The sequence below is a fragment of the Burkholderia sp. WP42 genome (assembly GCF_000745665.1).
Lineage (GTDB): Bacteria > Pseudomonadota > Gammaproteobacteria > Burkholderiales > Burkholderiaceae > Burkholderia > Burkholderia vietnamiensis.
Genome location: NZ_JQJT01000010.1, coordinates 203,748 through 227,232 on the forward strand (window position 1 = coordinate 203,748; position 23,485 = coordinate 227,232).

Annotated in this window: 20 protein-coding genes; 3 read left to right on the plus strand and 17 right to left on the minus strand. The window is 66.0% G+C overall.

The genetic code is table 11. The features are described 5' to 3' along the window. Positions 1 to 80: 80 nt before the first annotated feature. From EX20_RS06265 to EX20_RS06340, 16 genes are all read right to left on the minus strand, one after another. Positions 81 to 608, minus strand: coding sequence for an ATP synthase subunit I (locus EX20_RS06265; protein ID WP_011882810.1), 528 nt, complete (start codon positions 606 to 608; stop codon positions 81 to 83). Between the two features lie 576 nt (positions 609 to 1,184). Then, the gene (locus EX20_RS06270) at positions 1,185 to 2,315 is read right to left on the minus strand and encodes an SLC13 family permease (RefSeq protein WP_175464255.1); all 1,131 of its coding nucleotides are present in this window, start codon (positions 2,313 to 2,315) and stop codon (positions 1,185 to 1,187) included. Between the two features lie 13 nt (positions 2,316 to 2,328). After that, a complete protein-coding gene (locus EX20_RS06275) occupies positions 2,329 to 3,222 on the minus strand; it encodes a ParB/RepB/Spo0J family partition protein (protein ID WP_011882807.1) in 894 nt (297 codons plus the stop codon). Positions 3,223 to 3,253: 31 nt separating this feature from the next. Further along, positions 3,254 to 4,033 carry a ParA family protein gene (locus tag EX20_RS06280; protein WP_011882806.1) on the minus strand — a complete coding sequence of 260 codons (780 nt, stop codon included), beginning with the start codon at positions 4,031 to 4,033 and terminating at the stop codon, positions 3,254 to 3,256. Positions 4,034 to 4,083: 50 nt separating this feature from the next. Beyond that, a complete protein-coding gene (gene rsmG, locus EX20_RS06285; protein WP_034192987.1) occupies positions 4,084 to 4,770 on the minus strand; it encodes a 16S rRNA (guanine(527)-N(7))-methyltransferase RsmG in 687 nt (228 codons plus the stop codon). Further along, positions 4,767 to 6,737, minus strand: coding sequence for a tRNA uridine-5-carboxymethylaminomethyl(34) synthesis enzyme MnmG (gene mnmG, locus EX20_RS06290; RefSeq protein ID WP_034192988.1), 1,971 nt, complete (start codon positions 6,735 to 6,737; stop codon positions 4,767 to 4,769). The genes rsmG and mnmG overlap by 4 nt, the downstream gene beginning before the upstream one ends. A gap of 467 nt (positions 6,738 to 7,204) precedes the next feature. Next, entirely contained in the window at positions 7,205 to 7,960 is a 756-nt protein-coding gene (locus tag EX20_RS06295) for an ABC transporter ATP-binding protein (RefSeq protein WP_034192989.1), read from the minus strand. After that, on the minus strand, positions 7,960 to 9,744 hold the full coding sequence (locus tag EX20_RS06300; RefSeq protein ID WP_051974397.1) for a branched-chain amino acid ABC transporter ATP-binding protein/permease: 1,785 nt from the start codon (positions 9,742 to 9,744) through the stop codon (positions 7,960 to 7,962). Before EX20_RS06300 ends, EX20_RS06295 begins: the two co-directional genes overlap by 1 nt. Before the next feature lie 4 nt (positions 9,745 to 9,748). Next, the gene (locus EX20_RS06305) at positions 9,749 to 10,804 is read right to left on the minus strand and encodes a branched-chain amino acid ABC transporter permease (protein ID WP_034192990.1); all 1,056 of its coding nucleotides are present in this window, start codon (positions 10,802 to 10,804) and stop codon (positions 9,749 to 9,751) included. Positions 10,805 to 10,966: 162 nt separating this feature from the next. Beyond that, entirely contained in the window at positions 10,967 to 12,124 is a 1,158-nt protein-coding gene (locus tag EX20_RS06310; protein WP_034192991.1) for an ABC transporter substrate-binding protein, read from the minus strand. 1,071 nt (positions 12,125 to 13,195) lie between these two features. Beyond that, the gene (locus EX20_RS06315) at positions 13,196 to 14,170 is read right to left on the minus strand and encodes a branched-chain amino acid ABC transporter permease (protein WP_034192992.1); all 975 of its coding nucleotides are present in this window, start codon (positions 14,168 to 14,170) and stop codon (positions 13,196 to 13,198) included. Next, positions 14,170 to 15,054 carry a branched-chain amino acid ABC transporter permease gene (locus EX20_RS06320; protein ID WP_014722163.1) on the minus strand — a complete coding sequence of 295 codons (885 nt, stop codon included), beginning with the start codon at positions 15,052 to 15,054 and terminating at the stop codon, positions 14,170 to 14,172. The genes EX20_RS06315 and EX20_RS06320 overlap by 1 nt, the downstream gene beginning before the upstream one ends. Before the next feature lie 119 nt (positions 15,055 to 15,173). Beyond that, complete coding sequence (locus EX20_RS06325) at positions 15,174 to 16,373, minus strand: ABC transporter substrate-binding protein (protein ID WP_014722162.1); 1,200 nt, start codon at positions 16,371 to 16,373, stop codon at positions 15,174 to 15,176. Positions 16,374 to 16,450: 77 nt separating this feature from the next. Continuing rightward, entirely contained in the window at positions 16,451 to 17,206 is a 756-nt protein-coding gene (locus tag EX20_RS06330; RefSeq protein ID WP_034192993.1) for an ABC transporter ATP-binding protein, read from the minus strand. Continuing rightward, positions 17,203 to 17,982, minus strand: coding sequence for an ABC transporter ATP-binding protein (locus EX20_RS06335; RefSeq protein ID WP_011882795.1), 780 nt, complete (start codon positions 17,980 to 17,982; stop codon positions 17,203 to 17,205). Before EX20_RS06335 ends, EX20_RS06330 begins: the two co-directional genes overlap by 4 nt. Before the next feature lie 467 nt (positions 17,983 to 18,449). After that, on the minus strand, positions 18,450 to 20,135 hold the full coding sequence (locus EX20_RS06340) for a GMC family oxidoreductase (RefSeq protein ID WP_011882794.1): 1,686 nt from the start codon (positions 20,133 to 20,135) through the stop codon (positions 18,450 to 18,452). A gap of 164 nt (positions 20,136 to 20,299) precedes the next feature. Between EX20_RS06340 and EX20_RS06345 the strand changes: the two genes are divergently transcribed. Continuing rightward, positions 20,300 to 21,199 (plus strand): LysR family transcriptional regulator, encoded by a 900-nt coding sequence (locus tag EX20_RS06345; protein ID WP_034192994.1) that lies wholly within the window; start codon positions 20,300 to 20,302, stop codon positions 21,197 to 21,199. 87 nt (positions 21,200 to 21,286) lie between these two features. Further along, positions 21,287 to 21,817 carry a class IV adenylate cyclase gene (locus tag EX20_RS06350; protein WP_034192995.1) on the plus strand — a complete coding sequence of 177 codons (531 nt, stop codon included), beginning with the start codon at positions 21,287 to 21,289 and terminating at the stop codon, positions 21,815 to 21,817. A gap of 79 nt (positions 21,818 to 21,896) precedes the next feature. Here the strand turns inward: EX20_RS06350 and EX20_RS06355 are convergent, their stop codons facing one another. Then, positions 21,897 to 22,382 (minus strand): Lrp/AsnC family transcriptional regulator, encoded by a 486-nt coding sequence (locus EX20_RS06355; protein WP_006408082.1) that lies wholly within the window; start codon positions 22,380 to 22,382, stop codon positions 21,897 to 21,899. Positions 22,383 to 22,488: 106 nt separating this feature from the next. On the opposite strand from EX20_RS06355, the gene phhA reads away from it, so the two are divergent. Further along, the gene (phhA, locus tag EX20_RS06360) at positions 22,489 to 23,415 is read left to right on the plus strand and encodes a phenylalanine 4-monooxygenase (protein WP_175464254.1); all 927 of its coding nucleotides are present in this window, start codon (positions 22,489 to 22,491) and stop codon (positions 23,413 to 23,415) included. Positions 23,416 to 23,485: the final 70 nt, after the last annotated feature.

Consider the following 23,485-nt stretch of genomic DNA (forward strand, 5'->3'; position numbering starts at 1 on the left):
CGTTTCCCCCGTTTCCGCAATACGCTATTGCGGGAACGGGCCGGTGCGGTTCCTGTCGAAAACCGCACGCTGCTTGTTGCTTACCGCCAGGCCAGCGCGATCCAGTACGTCTTCAGCACGACGAGGTAGGTGACGAGGAGCGCCGGCCAGTGCACGCCGGCATAGCCGTACGCCACTGCGGCGAACATTCCGATCGTCACGCCGAGCTTCAGGGCTTCGCCCATCACCCAGCTCATCACGGTGGCCGAGCCACCTGCCTTCAGTCGTGCCACGAACAACGCGCTTGGCACCCAGCCGATCGCCCCGCCCAGAAACGCGGATTGCGCAGCGGCACCCGGCGACTTCGAAAACAGCCACCACGCCAGCGTTGCAACCAGGGACAAGACCACCTGCGCGATCACCACCTTGTAGGGAGTGACGCGCGGCGGCTTGCTCACGTTCGGACCGAACAACCTCTCGGCTTCCGTCCGCGTGAGCGGAACGATGTTGTCATCTTGCTGCTCGGCATCCCAGTCGTCGCCGTCGGATTCGCGCCGTTCGCCGGCCGCTGAAGCGGTGCGTTGCGCTCGGGGACCATCGTGCCTGTCGTTCGGCGCCTGACCCGCCATCGCAATCTTCCGCAAAATCCTTGAACCCGGCCCCAAGCTTTCTGAAAGCTTTCAGGGGTGCCTAGCTAACAAATCCGGGCGATTGTAAGCGATAGTTGCAAGTGATTCAAGGCTTTAGACGCGACAAAAACCTTCGTAAAACGCCGCCTCATCATGTGAAAAACGCGCGAATCGACGACGTACGATGACAGTTGTAAGGTGTTTTTTTCGCGTCGCACATTTCGCGGGCGGAAATGCGCGTTTCAGCGGAAATTGACGGCCGGAAATGGGGGCTGTGACGCGGCGTCGCGGCGGGCTGAGTGCGATGAAATTCCGCGAAGGCGGAACGAACGGAAGCGCAGCGGCCGGCGCTGCGCGACAACCGCACCTCGCCGACGTGCGCCGCTTGGCAGCACGAAGAAATGCGATCAGCCGTGCAGATGAAGCGGCGAGCGGCGTTGCGTCGCCACAGTAGATCGACTGTGAATCGGCGCACTTATCAACAGGCGGGGTGTTTCGAAGATCGCTGCTGCTGCCGCCCTGCCCGGCCACGCTTTTGCAGGCGGCCGGCGTCGCCGCTGCCGCCGGCCGCGCCGCTCAACCGTGGACGAGCAACCACGCGCCGAGTGCCGCACTCGCCAGCGCGAACGGAATCGACACCGCGTGAAACGGCAGCCACATGCGCGGCTCCTTCGCGAGACGCACGGCGATCAGGTTCGCGAGCGAGCCGATCGCGAAACCGAAGCCGCCGACCGAGACGCCGAACGCGAGTGCGCGCCAGTCGTGCGTGAATTCCGACAGCAGGATCGCGGCCGGCACGTTGCTGATGCCCTGCGACAGCACCGCGCCCGCGGCGAACACGCGCAACGGCGTATCGAGATGGCTGCTCGCAATCGTGTCGTGTATGACCGGCAACGCGGCCGCGCTGCGCAACACGACGAACATCAGCACGAAGATCAACAGCAGTAGCCAGTCGATTTTCAGGACTGCGTCGCGCTTCGCCGCCAGCAGCGCGAGCACGACGGCGATCAGGCCCGGCACCGGATGGTGCGCGTCGGCGAGCAGCACGAAGCCGCCGAACAGCACGGCCGCGAGCAATGCGTGCATGCGTTGCACGGGCACCGCCTGCACGTCGCCCGACAAGTCGAGCGGTTTGGCACGAAACGCGCACGCCGTGACCGCGAGCAGCAACGCCATCAACGCGAGCGCGAGCGGCCCGAGCGCGACGACGAAGCCGCCGAACGACACGCCGCTCAATTGCCACAGGAACAGATTCTGGGGATTGCCGAGCGGCGTCGCGACGGACCCGGCGTTGACCGCCAGCGCGACGACGATCACCAGCCGTCGAAACGGCAGCGGCGTCAACGCACGCAGCGATACCATCAGCGGCACGACGACGAACAGCGCGACATCGTTGGTGAGCCACATCGCAAGCGCCGCCGCGAATATCACCAGCAGCATCGCGAGCTCGCGCTCGGAGTGCACGTGGTGCACGATGCGATGCGCAAGCCACATCAGACAACCGGACAGCTCGAGCGCCTTGGTCAGCATCAACAGGCCAGCGAGCGTGACCACCGTCTGCCAGTCGACCAGACCGGCCAGTACCGCGAACGGTTGCGGACGCAACCATTCGAGAACGATCAGCGCAACGGCCAGGACCGTCAGTACGGGCTCCTGCAAAAGCCAGCCGAGCCACCGGCGCGGCGCCGGCGCGCCCGTGCTTTCGATCAATTGAACCTCGTCACTCTTCAGTTGCGACGTTACCGCGCAGCCGCGCGAGAATGCCCTCGAGCGCATCGAGGTTGCCGAAATCGATCAACACCTGCCCTCGGCCGCGGCGGCCGAGCTTGATCTTCACCGTGGACGCGAGCAGGTCGGACAACTCCTCCTCCAGCCGGCGCGTGTCGCGGCCGCCGTCGTCCTTCGCGCGCGCCTTCACGGCCGGCGCTTCCTTCGTCGTGTGTGCGACCAGCTTCTCGGTCTCGCGCACCGACATGCGCTTGTTGACGACCTGATGCGCGAGCGCGATCTGCGTTGCCGCATCGACGGCGAGCAGCGCACGCGCGTGACCCATGTCGAGATCGCCGGCCAGCAGCATCGTCTGCACCGGCGACGCGAGGTTCAGCAGCCGCAACAGGTTCGACACCGCGCTGCGCGAGCGGCCGACGGATTCGGCGGCCTGCTCGTGCGTGAAACCGAACTCGTCGAGCAGACGCTGGATGCCGTGTGCCTCTTCCAGCGGATTCAGATCCTCGCGCTGGATGTTCTCGATCAGCGCCATCGCCGCGGCGGCCTGATCGGATACGTCCTTCACCAGCACCGGCACTTCTTCGAGGCCGGCGAGGCGCGCAGCCCGAAAACGCCGCTCGCCCGCAATGATCTCGTATTTATCAGACGAAACGGGCCGCACCAGGATCGGCTGCATCACGCCTTGCGCGCGAATGCTGGCGGCCAGCTCCTGGAGGTTGCCTTCGTCCATCCGCGTGCGCGGCTGATACTTGCCGGCCTGCAGCTTGCCGAGCGCAAGCGTGTTCGGAGCGCCTTCGATCTTCACCGCTTCGGTGATGTCCGCACTGCCGCCGAGCAACGCTTCGAGGCCACGTCCCAAGCCCTTCTTCTTTGGTACCGCGTTCATGTCTTTCTTCCTCGCTTCGCTCATGTCTGGCTCACGACACCTCGAACGCGCGCACGCGGTCGATCATCTCGGCACCGAATTGAAGATATGCCTGCGCACCGCGCGAGTTACGGTCGAATACGACGCCCGGCAACCCGTAGCTCGGCGCTTCCGCCAGACGCACGTTGCGCGGAATCACCGCGTCGAACACCTTGTCGCCGAAATGCGCTTTCAGTTGATCGGAAACCTGCTGCTGCAGCGTGATGCGCGGATCGAACATGACGCGCAGCAAGCCGATGATCTTCAGGTCGCGGTTCATGTTCGCGTGAACCTGCTTGATCGTGTTGACGAGATCGGACAAGCCCTCCAGCGCGAAGTACTCGCACTGCATCGGGATCACCACGCCGTGCGCCGCGCACAGCCCGTTCAGCGTCAGCAGCGACAGCGTCGGCGGGCAGTCGATCAGCACGAAATCGTAGTCGTCTGCGACGCGCTCGAGGGCGGCCTTCAGCCGGCGCTCGCGGTTGTCGATGCCGATCAGCTCGATCTCCGCGCCGGACAACTCACGGTTGGCCGGCAGCACGTCGTACGTGACGCCTTCCGGACGCACACGTGCGTCCGACACCGGTACGCCGTCGATCAGCACTTCGTACACGGTCGACTCGCATGCGGCCTTGTCGATCCCGCTGCCCATCGTCGCGTTGCCCTGCGGGTCGAGATCGATCAGCAGCACGCGCTGCTCCTGCGCTGCAAGGCTTGCGGCGAGATTGACCGATGTCGTCGTCTTGCCGACGCCCCCCTTCTGGTTTGCAACGCAGAAGATCTTTGCCATCGTTGGGTGTTCCTCTTACCTTCAAACAAACGGCGCGCATCCGCGCGCATTCAATTCGCTTCGTCGACGGCGACTTCGATCAGATGCCGTTCGGCATCGAGCATCGGGACGGCCAATCGTATCGTCTGCTTCACGCGGCTGCCTTCCGGCAGTCGCGCAATTTCGTCGTCCGGGTGGACGCCCTTCATTGCCCAGATCGATCCGCCCGGTGCGACGAGATGACGAGCAAGTTTAACGAAGTCGGATAGATCCGCGAAGGCGCGGGATACGATCATGTCGAATTTTTCCGGCACTTCGAAGCCCGGCTGCAGCGATTCGACGCGCCCGGTGACGACGGACAGGTTCGTCAGCTTCAGTTCGGCGCGCATTTGCGTCTGGAATGCCGATTTCTTCTGCACGATATCGTTCAGCGTAACCTGCCAGCCCGGCTGGACGATCGCCAGCACGATGCCCGGCAGCCCGCCGCCGGAGCCCACATCAAGCACGCGCGCATCCGGGCGGCCGCGCAGATGCGGAACGATGGAAAGCGAATCGAGGATGTGCTGGATCAGCATCTGCCTCGGGTCGCGGATCGCCGTCAGGTTGTAGACCGCGTTCCATTTACCGAGCAGCGCCACATAGTCGAGCAACTGGTTGCGCTGAGCGTCCGTCAATACGATGTCCAGCGCGGCCGTGCCGTCGATCAACATCTGCTCAAGTACGTCCCGATTAACCGCCGGCGCGCGACGCGCCGTCATTGCTGCGTCGGGACGGTATCGCCCCCCTGCTCGGTCGTTTCTGCTGCGGCGCCGTTACGGCGGCCGAGGCCACGGCGCTTCAGGTGCACCATCAGCAGCGAGATCGCGGCCGGCGTCACACCCGAGATACGCGAGGCCTGGCCGATCGTTTCGGGGCGGAACTCGTTGAGCTTCTGACTCACCTCGAACGACAAACCGCGAACGTCACGGTAGTCGATACCATCCGGCAGGCGGGTATTCTCGTTCGCATCATTGCGCTCGATCTCGTTGGCCTGGCGCTCGATATAACCCTGATACTTGATACCGATCTCGACCTGCTCCTTGATCTGACCCAGCAGCACCGGCTCATCGGCCAGCGGCTCCACGGGGCCACATTCACCGCCCTTCAGCCCACATACGCCGTCGTAGCTGATACCAGGCCGCCGCAGCAGTTCGGCCAGGCTGTACTCGTGGTCGATCGGCTTGCCGAGCAGCGCGGTCGCCTCTTCCGGCGGCAGCGTCTTCGGCGTCACCCAAGTCGACTTCAAGCGTTCGGTTTCACGTGAAACAGCGTCGCGCTTCCGGCTGAACGCGTCCCAGCGCACGTCGTCGACGAGGCCCAGCTCGCGACCAATCTCGGTCAACCGCATATCCGCATTATCTTCACGCAGGCTCAGCCGGTATTCGGCGCGGCTCGTGAACATCCGGTAAGGCTCAGCCACGCCGCGCGTGACGAGGTCGTCGACCAGCACGCCAAGGTACGCCTGATCCCGACGCGGGCACCATGCGTCCTTTTCCTGCACGTAACGGCCGGCATTCAGGCCAGCGAGCAGGCCCTGCGCCGCCGCCTCTTCATAGCCGGTCGTACCGTTGATCTGGCCCGCAAAGAACAGCCCGTTGATCGCCTTCGTTTCCAGCGACGCCTTCAGCGCACGTGGGTCGAAATAGTCGTACTCGATCGCGTAGCCGGGGCGCAGGATGTGCGCGTTCTCAAGGCCGCGCATCGAGTGCACGAGTTCGAGTTGCACGTCGAACGGCAGGCTCGTCGAAATGCCGTTGGGATAGAACTCGTTGGTCGTCAGCCCTTCCGGTTCCAGGAAGATCTGGTGCGACTCCTTCGACGCAAACCTGTGAATCTTGTCCTCGATCGACGGGCAGTAACGCGGGCCGACGCCTTCGATCACGCCCGTATACATCGGCGATCGGTCGAGCCCACCGCGAATGATGTCGTGCGTGCGCTCGTTCGTATGCGTGACCCAGCATGGCAGCTGCTGCGGATGCTGCTCTGCGCGGCCGAGGAACGAGAACACCGGGATCGGATCGAGGTCGCCCGGCTGCTCGTCGAGCTTCGAAAAGTCGATCGAGCGGCCATCGATACGCGGGGGGGTGCCGGTCTTCAGGCGGCCCTGGGGCAGCTTCAATTCCTTCAGGCGGGCCGACAGCGGGACGGCTGCCGGATCGCCCGCACGGCCGCCGGTGTAGTTGTTCAAGCCGACATGGATCTTGCCGTCGAGGAACGTGCCCGCCGTCAGCACGACAGCGCGCGCCCGGAAACGGATGCCGATTTGCGTGACCGCACCGACCACCCGGTCGCCCTCGACCATCAAATCGTCGACGGCCTGCTGGAACAGCCACAAGTTCGGCTGATTCTCGAGCCGATGGCGGATCGCAGCCTTGTAAAGGATGCGGTCGGCCTGTGCACGCGTTGCGCGTACGGCCGGACCCTTCGACGAATTGAGGATCCGGAACTGAATACCGCTCTCGTCGGTCGCGGCGGCCATCGCACCGCCGAGCGCATCGACTTCCTTCACGAGATGGCCCTTGCCGATGCCGCCGATCGACGGATTGCAGCTCATCTGGCCGAGCGTTTCGATGTTATGGGTCAGCAGCAGCGTCTTCGCACCCATGCGGGCCGATGCCAACGCGGCCTCCGTGCCGGCGTGCCCGCCGCCGACGACGATGACGTCAAATTCTGTGGGAAAAAGCATGGTGGATTCCGTACGCAGGACAGCGCACGAACCTATCAGAGAAATGTATGGGCCGAATTATAGCGGGTTCGCTTTTGCGCCGAAGACCGTCCGAATGGTAGGGTGCGTTCATTTGACGGTTTTTTCGACCGCCGTGGCGTGCTGTGACGCTCAAAGGAGCCATCGCGGCCGTTGGTCGGGCGGAAATACATGAATTTCTGTGAAGCCTCGTTAGCTTGCGGTGGCTCTCACAGCGCTTGCACTCGGCCTGCAACAAGTTATCCCCTGTGCCGCTAGCGCGTCGCCATAGCCCTAACCTCCGTGTCGACGTAGAGCGATGTTCGCCGCTCACGCCACAGTATTTCTATAAGACGGGCAGACTCTTATCCCCACCCGCTTCCGTTCCCGGTCCGCCCAACAAAAACGGCGTGTTTCACGTGAAACACGCCGTCCGTTTCCCGGTTCGGCCTCCGCTCCCCGAGCAGGCGTCACGTCGATTTCTTCGCCAACCCGAGGTAAGTCTCGATCACCTGCGGATTCTGTGCCAACTCGGCCGCCGGGCCCTCCAGCGCAAACTCGCCAGTCTCGAGCACATAGCCGTAGTCCGAAATCTGCAGCGCAGCGCGCGCATTTTGCTCGATGAGCAACGTCGCGACGCCCGTACCGCGCAGCGCGCTGATGATGTGAAAAATCTCCTTCACGATCAGCGGCGCCAGCCCGAGGCTGGGCTCATCGAGCATGAGCAAGTCGGGCTTGCCCATCAGCGCGCGGCCGACCGCCAGCATCTGCCGCTCACCGCCCGACAAAGTACCGGCCGCCTGCCTGCGTCGCTCCCTGAGCCGCGGAAACAGCGCGAAGACATGATCGAGCTGGTCGAGAAAGTTCGCCTCGCCCGCCTGCTTGCGGCGGTAGGCGCCCAGCACGAGGTTATCCTCGACGGTCATCGTGCTGAACAGCTCACGCTTTTCCGGGACGAGGCACATGCCACGCGCGACGCGTTGCTCGATCGGCAACGCGCCGACGTCGCGGCCGCGATACAAGACCTCGCCTGACGCATGCCCCGTCACCGGCAACGCGCCCATGATCGCGTTCAGCAGCGTCGACTTGCCTGCACCGTTCGGCCCGATCACGCTGACGATCTGGCCCGCGCCGACCTTGATCGCCGCGCCGTACAACGCCTCGACCTTGCCGTACCGCACGGCCAGCCCACGTACCTCGAGAATCGGCATCGTCGTGTCCGCCATCACTCCACCCCGCCCAGATACGCCTCGAGCACCGCCGGATCCTGCTGCACGTCCTGCGGCAGCCCTTCCGCGATCCTCGTGCCGAATTCCATCACGACCAGCCGGTCCGTCAGGTTCATCACGAAATCCATGTCATGTTCGACGAGCAACACGCTCATCCCCTCGCCCTTCAGGCGCCGCAACAGCTCGGCGAGCTGCTGCTTCTCCTGATAGCGCAACCCGGCGGCCGGCTCATCGAGCAGCAGCAGCGTCGGATCGCAGCACAGCGCGCGGGCGATTTCGACTATCCGTTGCTGACCCAGCGCGAGGCCGCCCGCTTCGTCGTACATGTGCTTTTCGAGCCCGACACGGCGGATCTGCTGCGCCGCCTCGGCCAGCAGCTGCGCTTCCTCGTGCGCATTGAGCCGCGCGATGCTGCGCCACACGCCGGTATGACCGCGCAGGTGCGCGCCGATCGCGACGTTCTCGAGCACCGTCATCGTCGGAAGCAACTTCACGTGCTGGAAGGTCCGGCCGATCCCGCGGCGCACGATCTGCCGCGACGTGAGCCCGTCGATCCGCTCGCCACGGAACGTGATCGCGCCGCCGGTCGGCTTGAGCACGCCCGTCACCAGATTGAACGTGGTCGACTTGCCGGCGCCGTTCGGCCCGATCAGCCCGATGATCTGCCCCGCTTTCACGTCGAAGCTCACGTCGTTCACGGCCACCAGCCCGCCGAATTGCTTGCGCGCGCGATCGACCACGAGCAGCGGCTCGCCCGCGACCGGCTTCGCCCGCTGCGGCAACGGATCGGCGTGCTCGGGCGCATAGGCGCGCGGCCCGCGCGGAAACAGCTTCGCGACGAACGGCCATACGCCCTGGCGCGCGTACTGCAGCAGAACGACCATCAGCACGCCGAACACGATGATCTCGAAGTTGCCCTCCGAGCCGAGCAGCTTGGGCAGCAGCGTCTGCAGGTAGTCCTGCAGCACGGTGAGGATCGCGGCGCCGAGCACCGCGCCCCACACGTGCGACACCCCGCCCACCACGGCCATGAACAGGAATTCGATCCCGTGGTTCAGGCCGAACGGCGTCGGGTTCACCGCGCGCTGCAGATGCGCGTAAAGAAAGCCCGATACCGCGGCGAGCACCGCCGCATAGACGAAGATCACCACGCGCATCCAGGCGGTGTTCACGCCCATCGCCTCGGCCATCACGCCGCCGCCGCGCAGCGCGCGAATCGCGCGGCCCGGCCGGCTATTGAGCAGGTTCTGCACCGACACGATCGCGGCGAGCACGACGGCCCAGATCACGAAGTACAGGCTGCGGCCGCTTTCGAGTGCGACGCCGAACAGGTTCAGCGCCGGAATCCCGCTGATCCCGTCGTACTTGCCGAGCAGTTCGAGGTTGCCGAACAGGTAGAACAGCGCGAGGCCCCATGCGATCGTACCGAGCGGCAGGAAGTGCCCGGACAGCCGCATCGTGACCGCGCCGAGCAGCAGCGCGACCAGCGCCGTCAGCACGACGCCGACGACCAGCGCGAGCCACGGCGACACGCCGTAGCGCGTGGTCAGAAGCGCGGTTGCATACGCGCCGATGCCGACGAACGCGGCCTGGCCGAAGCTCGTCATCCCGCCGACGCCGGTCAGCAGCACGAGGCCGATCGCGACGATCGCGTAGAGGCCGATGTAGTTGAGCAGCGTGATCCAGTATTCGGGCACCTGCAGCGCGCCGGGCAGCACCGGCAGCGCGAACAGCACCACGAGAAACACCCAGAAGGCCTTGTTGCGTACCATCGTCGTCATCGCGTCACTCCTCTTCATCTTCCGCATGCGGCGTCGCGAAACTGCGCCACAGCAGCACCGGGATGATCAGCGTGAACACGATCACTTCCTTGTACGCGCTCGCCCAGAACGACGAATACGACTCGAGCACGCCGACGAGCAGCGAGCCGGCCGCCGCGAGCGGATAACTGACGAGACCGCCGATGATCGCGCCGACGAAACCCTTCAGCCCGATCAGGAAGCCGGAGTCGTAGTAGATGGTCGTCAGCGGGCCGACCAGAATGCCGGACAGCACGCCGAGCCCGGCTGCCAGCGTGAACGCCAGCCGCCCGGCCTCGGTCGTGCCGATCCCGACGAGCCGCGCGCCGAGCCGGTTCACCGACGTCGCGCGCAGCGCCTTGCCGGCGATCGTGCGGCCGAAGTACACGTAGAGCGCGCCGATCAGCACCAGCGCGGTCGCGACCACGACGATGCTCTGCACCGACACCGTCATGCCGCCCAGGGCGAGTGACGCATCGGTGAATCCGTTGGTGCGCGAGCCTTCCGCGCCGAACATGACGAGCCCCAGCCCGACCATCGCGAAATGGACGGCGACCGACACGATCAGCAGCAGCAGCGTCGTGCCTTCGGCGATCGGCTGATACACGAGCCGATAGACGAACGGCCCCATCGGCACGACGATCGCCAGCGTCAGCGCGATCTGCGCGAGCATCGGCAGCGGCTGCGCGGCGAAGTTGCGCGTGAGCGCGAACATGGCGAGCGGCAGCAGCACGTAGCGGCTGCCGAGCGTCGCGAGCGTCCGGCCGAGCTGATGACGGCGTTCGCGATGGCGGATCAGGCCGCCCGCTTCGAGCAGAAAGCACGCGATGCCCATCACCAACAGGAGCCAGCAGGTGGCCGGAAATTTCTGCGCCTGCAGCGCCGCGAGCGTCAGCGCACCGTAGGCGACGAATTCGCCCTGGGGAATGAAGATCACTCGCGTGACGGAAAACACCAGCACGAGCGCCAGCGACAGCAATGCATAAATGGCGCCGGTCGTGATGCCGTCTTGCGCGAGGATCGCCGCAATCGAGAGATCCATACGTTTCGTGTATCGAGAATGCTGCGAAGAATCGGTGACGGGACAACGCCCCGCAAGCGGAAACGGCATGGCGGGAACGCGGCGCGCCGTTCCGCGGTGTTCCGGAAAACATGCGGCGGGCCCGGTGCCGTTCCCACCGGGCCCGCCAGTTTCACGTGATGCTTACTCGGCCTGCAGCTTCCACTTGCCGTCGACGATCTGCACCATCACACGCGCACGCGTGTCGAAGCCGTTGTGATCGGTCGGCGTCATGTTGATCACGCCGTGCGACACCGGCAGATCCTTCACGCTCTCGAGCGACGCGCGCAGCGCCTCGCGGAACGCTTCGGTGCCCGGCTGCCATTTCTTCAGCGCCTCCGGAATCGCCCGCTGCAGCAGCAACCCTGCGTCCCATGCGTGGCCGCCGAAGGTCGACAGCGAACCCGCGCCGTAGGCCTTCTCGTACGCCGCCTTGTAGCCGAGCGCCGGCTTCTTCACCGGGTTCGAATCGGGCAACTGGTCGGTCACGAGCACGGGGCCGGCCGGCAGGATCTCGCCTTCGCAATCCTTGCCGCACACGCGCAGGAAGTCGTTGTTCGCGACGCCATGCGTCTGGTACACCTTGCCCTTGTAGCCGCGCTCCTTCAGCGTCTTGGCCGGCAGTGCGGCCGGCGTGCCGGAGCCGGCGATCAGCACCGCGTCCGGCGTCGAGCCCATCAGCTTCAGCACCTGCCCCATCACCGACGCATCGGTGCGGTTGTAGCGCTCGTTCGACACGACCTTCAGCCCGTTCTTCGCCGCGGCGGCGTTGAAGGTGTTGTACCAGCTGTCGCCGTATGCATCGGCGAAGCCGATGAAGCCGACGGTCTTCACGCCGTGCTTCGCCATGTAGTCGGCGATCGCGTCGGCCATCAGCTGATCGTTCTGCGGCACCTTGAACATCCATGCGCGCTTCGCATCCATCGGCGCGATGATCTGTGCGCTCGCGGCCAGCGAGATCGTCGGCGTCTTGCCCTGCGACACCGGATCGAGCATCGCGAGCGAGTTCGGCGTGACGGACGAACCGATGATCGCGTCGACGTGATCCTCGTCGATCAGCTTGCGCACGTTCTGCACGGCGCGGCTCGTGTCGGACGCGTCGTCGAGCACGATGTACTGGACGCTCTTGCCCCCGATCTCCTTCGGCAGCAGCGCGATCGTGTTCTTCTCCGGGATCCCGAGCGATGCGGCCGGCCCGGTGGCCGACAGCGTCACGCCGATCTTCACCTGGGCGGACGCCGTCGCCGCCGCGCACACGAGGCCAGCCGCAAGCAGAGCCTCCATCCATCGATTCATTTTCATTTACGTTGTCTCCAAACGCTGCTCGAAAAATCCGCGGGTCGCTCTGGCGGCTCCCGGTCCTCAAACAATTTAATAATTTAACTATCCCGCTGTGCCGCGCCTACGCTCGTTTTCCCGCGAGGCATCGTCGCGCACAGCAGAACGGCCATTCGACCGCAACGATGCGCGACGGCGATGTCGTCGAAATGAAGCAAGCGAAAAACAGAAGCGGCGAAGCGGCCGCGATGCACGCGCAACGACGGCGGCAACGCGCCCGGTGCGGCGCCGTCGCCAGGGGCGAACAAAGGCCGCAATCGGCCGCTCATGCGACGGTGAACGAGGCATCGGATCTGGCGAGCACCGCGCCAACCTGCGCGTTGTCGGTGCTTCCCGCGGCAACGGACGTCGCACTCGCCCGGCGGCGCCCGCAAGCCGCAAGAAGCCCGCGCCGCCCTGCTCCCGAACGGCCGCCCTCGACCGTACGCGATACCGCGATCCAACGTCCTGCGCGTCTCATCCAACCGTACTCCCTGTTCTGCGTTGCGCTCGTAGGAGAACTGCCGACCGATTTTCCCGACCGCCCGGTCGGCGAAAGCCGAGTGTAACGGACGCCTTTCATGCACGCCAACCGGGTAAGCCCGAACCGCGCGCAGGCGCGCGCAAGCCGTCGACAGCTCGACAGCAGGATCGAAGAAAATACGGGGCGGGATGAACGGTGCGATGCGAGCGCGCGAAATGGCGCGCATTGAGGGCGATGCGCGCCATGCACCATCGATGCAAATTCGCGCACGCAAATGAAAAAGCGCTGTTGGATTCCGTCCAACAGCGCTTTGGGGTCCGGGCACTTTGTGCCTCGATTGTCTCCTCGTTCTCCACCTGCAAATTCGTTTCGCGGTGCATCAGAACTGAAACGAAGATTAAAGGACCTTTCACCCTGCGACAACTTAGCATTTACCCCTATGGTGCATCGCCGCACGAAAATGGGGCAGCAATCTGGCCGTGCGGCGCGGCCCGGGCGAGCGCAAAACGCCTCTGCGCAAGGCGCCGGATGGTGCTTCGCATCAACGCCGCCGCGCACCGAATGCAACGCGATCAGGACGGCCGCAGCGTCTTCACGCGCGCGACCATCTCGCCGACGATGCCGCGCCGGAACGCAAGCACGCATGCGATGAAGATCAGCCCGGTGACGATCGTCGCCGATTCGCCCAGCGAGTGGAACCAGCCGACGCCCGTGAGCGATGCGAGCCACTCGCCGATGTCGCCGAGCCGGTCTTCGAGCGCGACGATCAGCGCCGCGCCGAGCAGCGGCCCGAACAGCGTGCCCATCCCGCCGACGAGCGTCATCAGCACGACGAGGCCCGACATCGTCCAGTAAGCGTCGGACAGCGTCTCGAAGCCGAGCACCAGCACCTTCAACGCGCCGGCCAGCCCGGCGAGCCCGGCCGACAGGATGAACGCGAGCAGCTTGAAGCGGTCGGTGTCGTAGCCGAGCGAGATCGCGCGTGGCTCGTTCTCCTTGATCGCGACGAGCACCTGGCCGAACGGCGAATGCACGACCCGCACGATGAACGCACACGCGGCGACGATCACCGCAAGCACGACGTAGTAAAGCGTGACGTCGTTCGACAGGTCGAGCACGCCGAACAGGTGGCCGCGCGGCACGCCCTGCAGCCCGTCCTCGCCGTGCGTGAACGGCGCCTGCAGGTAGATGAAGTAGACCATCTGCGCGAACGCGAGCGTGATCATCGCGAAATAGATGCCCTGCCGCCGGATCGCGAACAGGCCGACGACGAGCCCCAGCAGCGTGGCCGCCGCCGTGCCGGCGAGCACGCCGAGCTCCGGCGTGAAGCCGAGCGTCTGGATCGTGTAGCCGGTCGCGTAGCCGGCGCTCGCGAGGAACATCGCATGGCCGAACGACAGCAGCCCCGTATAGCCGATCAGCAGGTTGAACGCGGCCGCGAACAGCGCGAACGTGAGCACCTTCATCACGAACACCGGATACGCGCCGATGAACGGCGCCGCCAGCAGCGCGGCGAGCAACGCGCCGTAAAGCACTTTTCTCTGCATCATTTTTCCTTGCCGAACAGGCCCGCCGGACGGAACAGCAGCACGATCGCCATGATCACGAACACGACGGTGGCCGACGCTTCCGGATAGAACACGCGCGTGAAGCCCTCGATCACGCCGAGCAGCAGCCCGGTGACGATCGAACCGAGTATCGAGCCCATCCCGCCGATCACGACCACCGCGAACACGGTGATGATCATCGGCTGGCCCATCAGCGGTGACACCTGGATCACCGGCGCCGCGAGCACGCCCGCGAACGCCGCGAGCGCGACGCCGAAGCCGTAGGTGAGCGTGATCATCATCGGCACGTTCACGCCGAACGCCTCGACGAGCTTCGGGTTCTCGGTGCCGGCGCGCAGATATGCGCCCAGACGCGTCTTCTCGATCACGAACCAGGTCGCGAGACACACCGCGAGCGATGCGACGACTACCCACGCGCGGTAGTTCGGCAGGAACATGAAGCCGAGATTGGTCGCGCCCGACAGTTGCGCGGGCACGTCGTACGGCTGGCCCGACGAACCGTAGATCGAGCGGAACACGCCTTCGACCACCAGCGTGAGGCCGAACGTGAGCAGCAGCCCGTACAGGTGATCGAGCTTGTACAGCCAGCGCAGCATCGAGCGCTCGATCGCAATCCCGAACGCGCCGACGATCAACGGCGCGAGCACGAGCATCGCCCAGTACGGCAGGCCGAAGTACGACAGCCCCATCCACGCGAGCATGGCGCCCAGCATGAACAGCGCGCCGTGTGCGAAGTTGATCACGTTGAGCAGCCCGAAGATCACCGCGAGCCCGAGGCTCAGGATCGCGTAGAACGAGCCGTTGACGAGGCCGAGCAGCAACTGGCTCAGCATCGCCGGCAACGGAATGCCAAAGATTTCCATCGACTTAGCCGTCAGTATGAGTTTGGTTGCGCGTGCAACCTTCAGGCCGGCGCGCATGCACGGCCCGGCGGCCACGTCGCCGGGGCCGTCGGAACCGCCGCAGCGCCGCTACGCCGCGCCTACTTCCACAGCGCGCAGCGCGATTCCTGCTTGGTGCCGAACGCCTGGTCGCCCGGGATCGTCGCGAGCACCTTGTAGTAATCCCACGGCTCCTTCGACTCGGACGGCTTCTTCACTTCCATCAGGTACATGTCGTGGATCATGCTGCCGTCCTGACGGATGTAGCCCTTCGCGTAGAAGTCGCTGATCTTGAGCTTCTTCAGCTCGGCCATCACCTTGTCGGAGTCGGTCGTGCCGGCCGCCTGCACGGCCTTCAGGTAGGTCGTCACCGACGAGTAGTCGGCCGCCTGCAGGCTCGACGGCATCTTCTTCATCTTGCCGAAGTAGCGCTGCGCCCACTGGCGCGACGCGGCGTCGCGGTTCCAGTACCAGCTGTCGGTCAGCACGAGACCCTGCGTCGTCTCGAGGCCGAGGCTGTGCACGTCGTCGATGAACATCAGCAGCGCGGCGATCTTCATCGTCTTGGTGATGCCGAATTCCTTCGCGGCCTTGATCGAGTTGATCGTGTCGCCGCCCGCGTTCGCGAGGCCGAGGATCTGCGCCTTCGACGACTGCGCCTGCAGCAGGAACGACGAGAAGTCCGACGCCGACAGCGGGTGCCGCACCGCGCCGAGCACCTGGCCGCCGTTCGCCTTCACGACGTCCGACGTGTTCTTCTCGAGCGCCTTGCCGAACGCATAGTCGGCGGTCAGGAAGAACCAGCTCTTGCCGCCTTGCTTGACCACGGCCGAACCGGTGCCCTTCGCGAGCGCCATCGTGTCGTATGCGTAGTGGACCGTGTACGGCGTGCACTGCTCGTTGGTCAGCGTGTCGGCGCCCGCGCCGATGTTGATGTAGACCTTCTTCTTCTCGGCCGCGACCTGGTTCATCGACAACGCGGTCGCGGAGTTCGTGCCGCCGACCAGCAGGTCGAGCCCGCCGCGATCCATCCATTCGCGCGCCTTCGACGCGGCGATGTCGGCCTTGTTCTGGTGGTCCGCGTAGACGACCTCGATCGGCTTGCCGAGCACCTTGCCGCCGAAGTCGGCGACCGCCATGCGGATCGCCTCGAGGCCGCCCTGCCCGTCGATGTCCGCGTAAAGCCCCGACATGTCCGTGATGAAGCCGATCTTCACGCTGTCGGCGGCATGTGCCGCGCCGGCGCTGAATGCTGCGGTCGCGACCGCGAGACACGCGTGTGCGAGGGTCTTCATTTTCATTGACGTCTCCTGTTGTTCTGATGCGTTGTGGTTGTTCGTGCGCCGCCACGGCCAGCGGCAAGTGAGACGGGGCGGCGTCACACCCCCAGCAGGTCGTGAAGGATCGGCATCTTTCCTTCCAGTTCGGACGAGCGGAAATGCTCGACGATGCGGCCATGCTCCATCACGTAGAAGCGGTCGGCGAGCGGTGCGGCAAAGCGGAAGTTCTGTTCGACCATCACGACCGTATAGCCGCGCGCCTTCAGCGCGACGATCATGCGCGCGAGCGCCTGCACGATCACCGGCGCGAGGCCTTCCGAGATTTCGTCGAGCAGCAGCAGGTTCGCGCCGGTGCGCAGGATCCGCGCGACCGCGAGCATCTGCTGCTCGCCGCCCGACAGCCGCGAGCCCTGGCTCTGCCGGCGCGACGCGAGATTCGGGAACATCGCGTAGATCTCGTCGAGCGACATCGCGTGCTCGCGCGGGCCGATCGGCGGCGGCAGCATCAGGTTCTCCTCGCACGACAGGCTCGAGAAGATGCCGCGCTCCTCCGGGCAATAGCCGACACCGAAATGCGCGATGCGGTGCGTCGCCAGGCCGATCGTCTCGTTGCCGGCCACCTTGATCGAGCCGCTGCGGCGCCCGGTGAGCCCCATGATCGCGCGCAGCGTCGTGGTGCGCCCCGCGCCGTTGCGGCCGAGCAGCGTGACGACCTCGCCGCGATGCACGGTCAGATCGACGCCGTGAAGAATGTGGGATTCCCCGTACCAGGCTTCGAGGCCCGAGATTTCCAGCGCGGGCGCGCCGCTTTCGACGCCGCTCAATTCGCGTTCCTCCCGTTCGCTGTGCTTCATGCGTGCGCCCCTGCGAGCGCCGCGTCGGCGCTGCCCATGTAGGCCTCGATCACCAGCGGATTCTTCGACACTTCGGCATACGAGCCTTCGGCAAGCACCTCGCCGCGCTGCAGCACGGTGATCGTGTCGGAGATGCCGGCGATCACGTTCATGTTGTGCTCGACCATCAGGATCGTGCGGCCGGCCGCGACTTTCTTGATGAGCGCGGTCACGCGATCGACGTCCTCGTGGCCCATCCCCTGCGTGGGCTCGTCGAGCAACATCAGTTCGGGCTCCATCGCGAGCGTCGTGGCGATTTCGAGCGCGCGCTTGCGGCCGTATGCAAGCTCGACGGTCGGCACGTGCGCGAAATCGCTGAGGCCGACCTGCGTGAGCAGATCCATCGCGCGATCGTCGAGGCGCCGCAGCGTGCGCTCGCTGCGCCAGAAATGGAATTCGGTACCGAGGGCGCGCTGCAGCCCGATGCGCACGTTCTGCAGCGCGCTCAGGTGCGGGAATACCGCAGAGATCTGGAACGAACGGATGATGCCGCGGCGCGCGACCTGCGCGGGCCGCTCGCCGGTGATGTCGATACCGTTGAAGACGATCTGGCCGGCCGTGGGTGTCAGGAACTTGGTCAGCAGGTTGAAGCAGGTGGTCTTGCCCGCGCCGTTCGGTCCGATCAACGCGTGGATCGCGCCTCGGCGCACGCGCAGGTTGACGCCGTTGACGGCAGTGAAGCCCCTGAATTCCTTCGTCAGTCCGCGTGTTTCGAGAATCGTGTCGCCGAGAATCATGTTCCCTTCCGTACGAAGTCGGGCGAAGCACCGGGGAGCGTCGCACTGGCGATCGCGATCGGCGCCGCGGATCGGCGGGCCGCCCCCGGGCGCCGTATTACACGTCGAGGGTGGTCTCCCCGCGCCGACGCGTATGCACACTGCGGGACATTGTCGCCTCGTTGGTGCAGTGCAATCATCGGGATTTGCACTTATAGGGCTGGCCGCCATATCGCACGCGGTGGAGCGCGAAGGTTCGACACGTGCGCGCTCCGCGACCACGCTGCGCACGGCGCGTGCCTGTGAAAACAGCGCGCGTCAGGTCATCGCGACCACGTCGCCGATCGTGACCCATGCGCGGGTTCAACGTGATCGTTCGCACGCGCGCGCTTCCAACCGCCGCATATGCGAACCCGTTTCGCCGCATAGCTCGAAGGTCGCCGCAGACACGCGGCCGCCGCGCGTGTGGCGCCGATATCACGCCGATATCACGCCGGCGTCATCGCCGCTTCCGTGCGCACCTGCGTCGCGTCGCGCGCCGTGCGGCGATCCTCGCGGATCATGTCGCTCGCGCGCTCGGCGATCATCAACGTCGGCGAATTCGTGTTCCCCGACGTGATGAACGGCATCACCGACGCGTCGACGATCCGCAGCCCCGCGATCCCGCGCACGCGCAGCCGGCTGTCGACCACCGCACGTTCGTCGTCGGCGCGCCCCATCCGGCAGGTGCCAACCGGATGGAAGATCGTCGTGCCGATCGCGCCCGCCGCTTCGACGAGCTCGGCTTCGGTCTGATAGCGCGTGCCCGGCAGAATCTCCTGCGGGCGATAACGTGCGAGCGCCGGCGCGGACGCGATGCGGCGCGTCAGCCGCAGCGCATTGGCGGCGACGTGACGATCGTGATCGGTCGACAGATAGTTCGGCGCGATCGACGGCGCGACGCCCGGATCGGCGCTCGCGATATGCACGCTGCCGCGCGAGCTCGGCCGCAGCTGGCAGACCGACGCGGTGAATGCGTTGAAGCGGTGCAGCGGCTCGCCGAAGCGCTCGAGCGACAGCGGCTGCACGTGATATTCGAGATCGGGACGCGTGAGCGCCGGGTCGTCCGGATCGGATTTCGCGAACGCGCCGAGCTGCGACGGCGCCATCGACATCGGCCCGCGCTGCAGCAGCGCGTATTCGGCGCCGATCATCAGCTTGCCCCACCAGTTCGCCGAGCGCGTATTCAACGTGCGCACGCCGTCGACGCGAAACGCCATCCGCAGCTGCAGGTGGTCCTGCAGGTTTTCGCCGACCGCGGGCAGATCGTGCACGACGTCGATGCCGAGCGCCTGCAGCCGCGCGCCCGCGCCGATGCCCGACAGTTCGAGCAGCTGCGGCGAATTCACCGCGCCGGACGTCAGCAGCACTTCGATGCGCGCGTGCGCGACGTAGTCGACGCCGCCGCCGTGGTATTCGACGCCGACCGCGCGCCGGCCGTCGAACACCACGCGCTGCGCGTGCGCGCCGGTGATCACGGTCAGGTTCGGGCGCGCCATCGCGGGCCTCAGGAACGCCTTCGACGTATTCCAGCGCACGCCGCGCTTCTGGTTCACTTCGAAATAGCCGACGCCGGTGTTGTCGCCGCGGTTGAAATCGTCGGTGGCCGGGATGCCCGTCTGCTGCGCGGCCTGCGCGAACGATTCGAGAATCTCCCAGCGCAGCCGCTGCTTCTCGACGCGCCAGTATCCGCCCGCGCCGTGCGCGTCGCTCGCGCCGGCGTGATGGTCCTCGCTGCGCTTGAAGATCGGCAGCACGCTGTCCCACGACCAGCCGGCGTCGCCGGTTTCCTGCGCCCAGCCGTCGTAATCCTCGCGCTGGCCGCGCATGTAGATCATTCCGTTGATCGACGAGCAGCCGCCGAGCACGCGGCCGCGCGGATACGACAGCGCGCGGCCGTTGAGCGCCGCCTCGGGCTGCGTCTTGTACAGCCAGTCGGTGCGCGGATTGCCGATGCAGTACAGATAGCCGACCGGGATATGAATCCAGTGGTAATCGTCCTTGCCGCCCGCTTCGAGCAGCAGCACGCGGATGTCGGGATCTTCGGTCAGGCGGTTCGCGAGCACGCAGCCGGCCGTGCCCGCGCCGACGATCACGTAATCGAATTCGCCCTCGAGCGTGCGTTGAGTGGTCACGACGTGTCTCCTGAGTTGTTGTGCGCCGCGCGGGGCGTGCCGCGCGCCTTTTTCAGCATAGTGCGCCGCGGAGCGACGCGATCGTTGCAGCGTACTCCGGCCGCGCGCTGCCGATCCAATGAGTTATGCTGAACTGCGTTATAAGCCGCACTCATATCACGACGATGGATCTCACTCTGCTGCGCGCGTTCGCGACGGTCGCCCGTGAAGGCAATCTCACGCGCGCCGCCGTGCAGCTGCACCTGACGCAGCCGGCCGTCAGCCTGCAGATCAAGCATCTGCAGGAAGCGCTCGGCGTCGTGCTGTTCACGCGCACGTCGCGCGGGCTCGCGCTCACCCGCGACGGACAGACGCTGCTGCCGCACGCGGAGCGCGCGCTCGCCGCGGCCGTCGACGTCGAGCGCGCCGCCGCCGCGCTGCGGCACGAGGTGCGCGGCCGGCTGCGGATCGGCACGATCCTCGATCCGGGTTTCCTGCGGCTCGGCGGCTTCCTGCGCGCACTGGTCGAAACGCATCCGCAGATCGAAACGGCGCTGCGGCACGGGATGTCGGGCTGGGTGCTCGAACAGGTGCGCGGCGCGGCGCTCGACGTCGGCTACTACATCGGCCGGCCGGGCGAAGACGATCCGCGCGACGACGCCCTGTTCCACACGGTCACGCTGACCCATTTCGAGTACCGCGTGCTGGCGCCGGCCGGCTGGAAGGAGCGCGTGCAGCGCGCGCACGACTGGCGCGCGCTGGCCGCGCTGCCGTGGATCTGGACGCCGCCGGCGTCCGCCCATCATCGGCTGCTGACGCGGCGGTTCGCGGCCGCGGGCGCACAACCGGTGAAGGTCGCCGAGGTCGATCAGGAGCAATCGATGCTCGATCTCGTGAAATCGGGGATCGGTTTGACGCTCGCGCGCGATTCGACCGCGCTGGCCGAAGCGCACGCGCACGCATTGACGATCGTCGAACAGGTGACGGTGCCGACCGAGCTCACGTTCGTGACGCTCGCCGAGCGGCGCGACGAACCGGCCATCGCCGCCGCGCTGCGGTTGATCGACGCGCAGTGGGCGAGATGAGGCCACCGCGCGTCATGCCACCGTCGCAAGCTTTTTGCTAGATTGTGCGTTCGCACACCGCGAGCCCCCTGACCGAAGGAGATCCGCATGGCCCGCAACATCGAGATCAAAGCCCGCGCCCGCGCATTCGACCGGCTGCGCGAACAGGCGGCGACGCTCGCGACCGAAGCGCCGCTGTTCTACCGTCAGCAGGACTTCTTCTACGACGTGCCGCGCGGCCGGCTGAAGCTGCGCCGCTTCGAGGACGGCACGCCGGCCGAACTGATCTTCTACCAGCGCGACGACCGTGACGGCCCGAAGGCGTCGTACTACACGCGCAGCCCGGTGACGAACCCCGACGCGATGCATGCGCTGCTCGCGACCGCGCTGACCACGCGCGGCATCGTGACCAAGGAACGGCACGTCTATCTGGCGGGCCGCACGCGTATTCACCTCGATCGCGTCGACGGCCTCGGGGACTTCATCGAACTCGAAGTGGTGCTCGCCCCCGACGACGAAGCCGACGGTGAAGCCGAAGCGCATCGCGTGTTCGCGCAGCTGGGCGTCGCGCAGGAGGACCTCGTCGCGGTCGCGTACGTCGATCTGCTGAACGCCGACGCTCAATCGGAAGCCGCATAAGCGGCGACAATAATGGCGGCATGACCGCCGCCGGCGCGTCATGTGGCGGCGGCACCGCCATCACCGCCCTGCCGCTCGATCACGCCGCGCCGGGCGCCAGATGCGCGAGCGGCAGCGCGCCGTTGCGCTTGAACGTGGTCAGCACGATGTTCGAGCGCACGCTGTCGACGCCCGGCACGCGCATCAGCTTCTTCATCACGAACTGCGACAGCGCGTTCAGATCGGGCGCGACGATCCGCAGCAGATAGTCGGCGTCGCCGACCACCGCATGACACTCGAGCACCTCGGGCAGCACGTCGATCTGCTGCTGAAACTGCTCGATGATCGAATCGCCGTGATGCTTGAGCTTCAGGCTCGTGAACGCGGTGACGCCCAGGCCGAGCTTTTCCGGCCGCAACATCACGCGATAGCCTTCGATCACGCCGGCCGCCTCGAGCCGCTGCAGCCGCCGGCCGATCTGTGACGGCGACAGCGGCACCTCCTCGCCGAGCTGCTGATGCGTGGCACGGCCGAAGCGCTGCAGCACATCGAGAAGCGCGAGATCGAAGTGGTCGAGTTCCAGCATGAATGCCCTCCGCACAAAACGATGAAATGATGCGGGATTATCGCATCGGATGGAGAATCGACGCCATCTTTGCGCCCATCACGCGCGCGCCCCGCTCTACACTCGCATGGTCATTCACCCAAGCATGCAGAGCGTCACCATGTCCAGCGTCGTCACCGCGAAACTGCAGGAGCAGTTCGACGCGGGCCTCGAAACCCGTGCCGATTTCACCATCGACCAGCCGCTCGAACGCTACGGCCAGGTCGATCACGCGGTATGGCAGCAGCTGTATGCGCGCCAGGCGGCGCTGCTGCGCGGGCGCGCATGCGACGCGTTCATCGGCGGGCTCGGGAAGATCCGCTTGCCGGCCGACCGCGTGCCGTCGTTCGCTGACGTGAACCGCCAGCTGAAGCCGGCCACCGGATGGGAGATCGTCGCGGTGCCGGGCTTGGTGCCCGATCGCGTGTTCTTCGAGCATCTCGCGCACCGGCGCTTTCCGGTCACCTGGTGGATGCGCCGCCCCGACCAGCTCGACTATCTGCAGGAGCCCGACTGCTTCCACGACCTGTTCGGCCACGTGCCGCTGCTGATCGAGCCGGTGTTCGCCGACTACATGCAGGCCTACGGGCGTACCGCGCTCGCGGTCGCGGACGACGACGCGGCGCTCGCACGGCTCGCGCGTCTCTATTGGTATACGGTGGAGTTCGGGCTGATCCGCGATCCGCGCGGCACCAACGGGCTGTCGATCTACGGCGCGGGAATCGTGTCGAGCAAGGGCGAGAGCCTCTACAGCGTCGAGAGCGCGGCGCCGAACCGGCTCTGCTTCGACCTCGAGCGCGTGATGCGCACGAAGTACCGGATCGACACGTTCCAGAAGACCTACTTCGTGATCGACGACTTCGCGCAGCTGTTCGCGCTGGCCGACGTCGACGCGCGTGCGCTGGCCGAGCGGCTCGCCGCGCTGCCCGAGCTGTCCGCCGACGCGGTGCTCGATACCGACGTCGTGCTTCAGCGCGGCACCGGCGAAGGCTGGCCCGACGACGACGACGCATGACGCATGAGGCATGATCCAGCCGCGGACGCCGGCAGCCTCCGGCGCCGGCCGCGATGCGCGCCGCCCAACT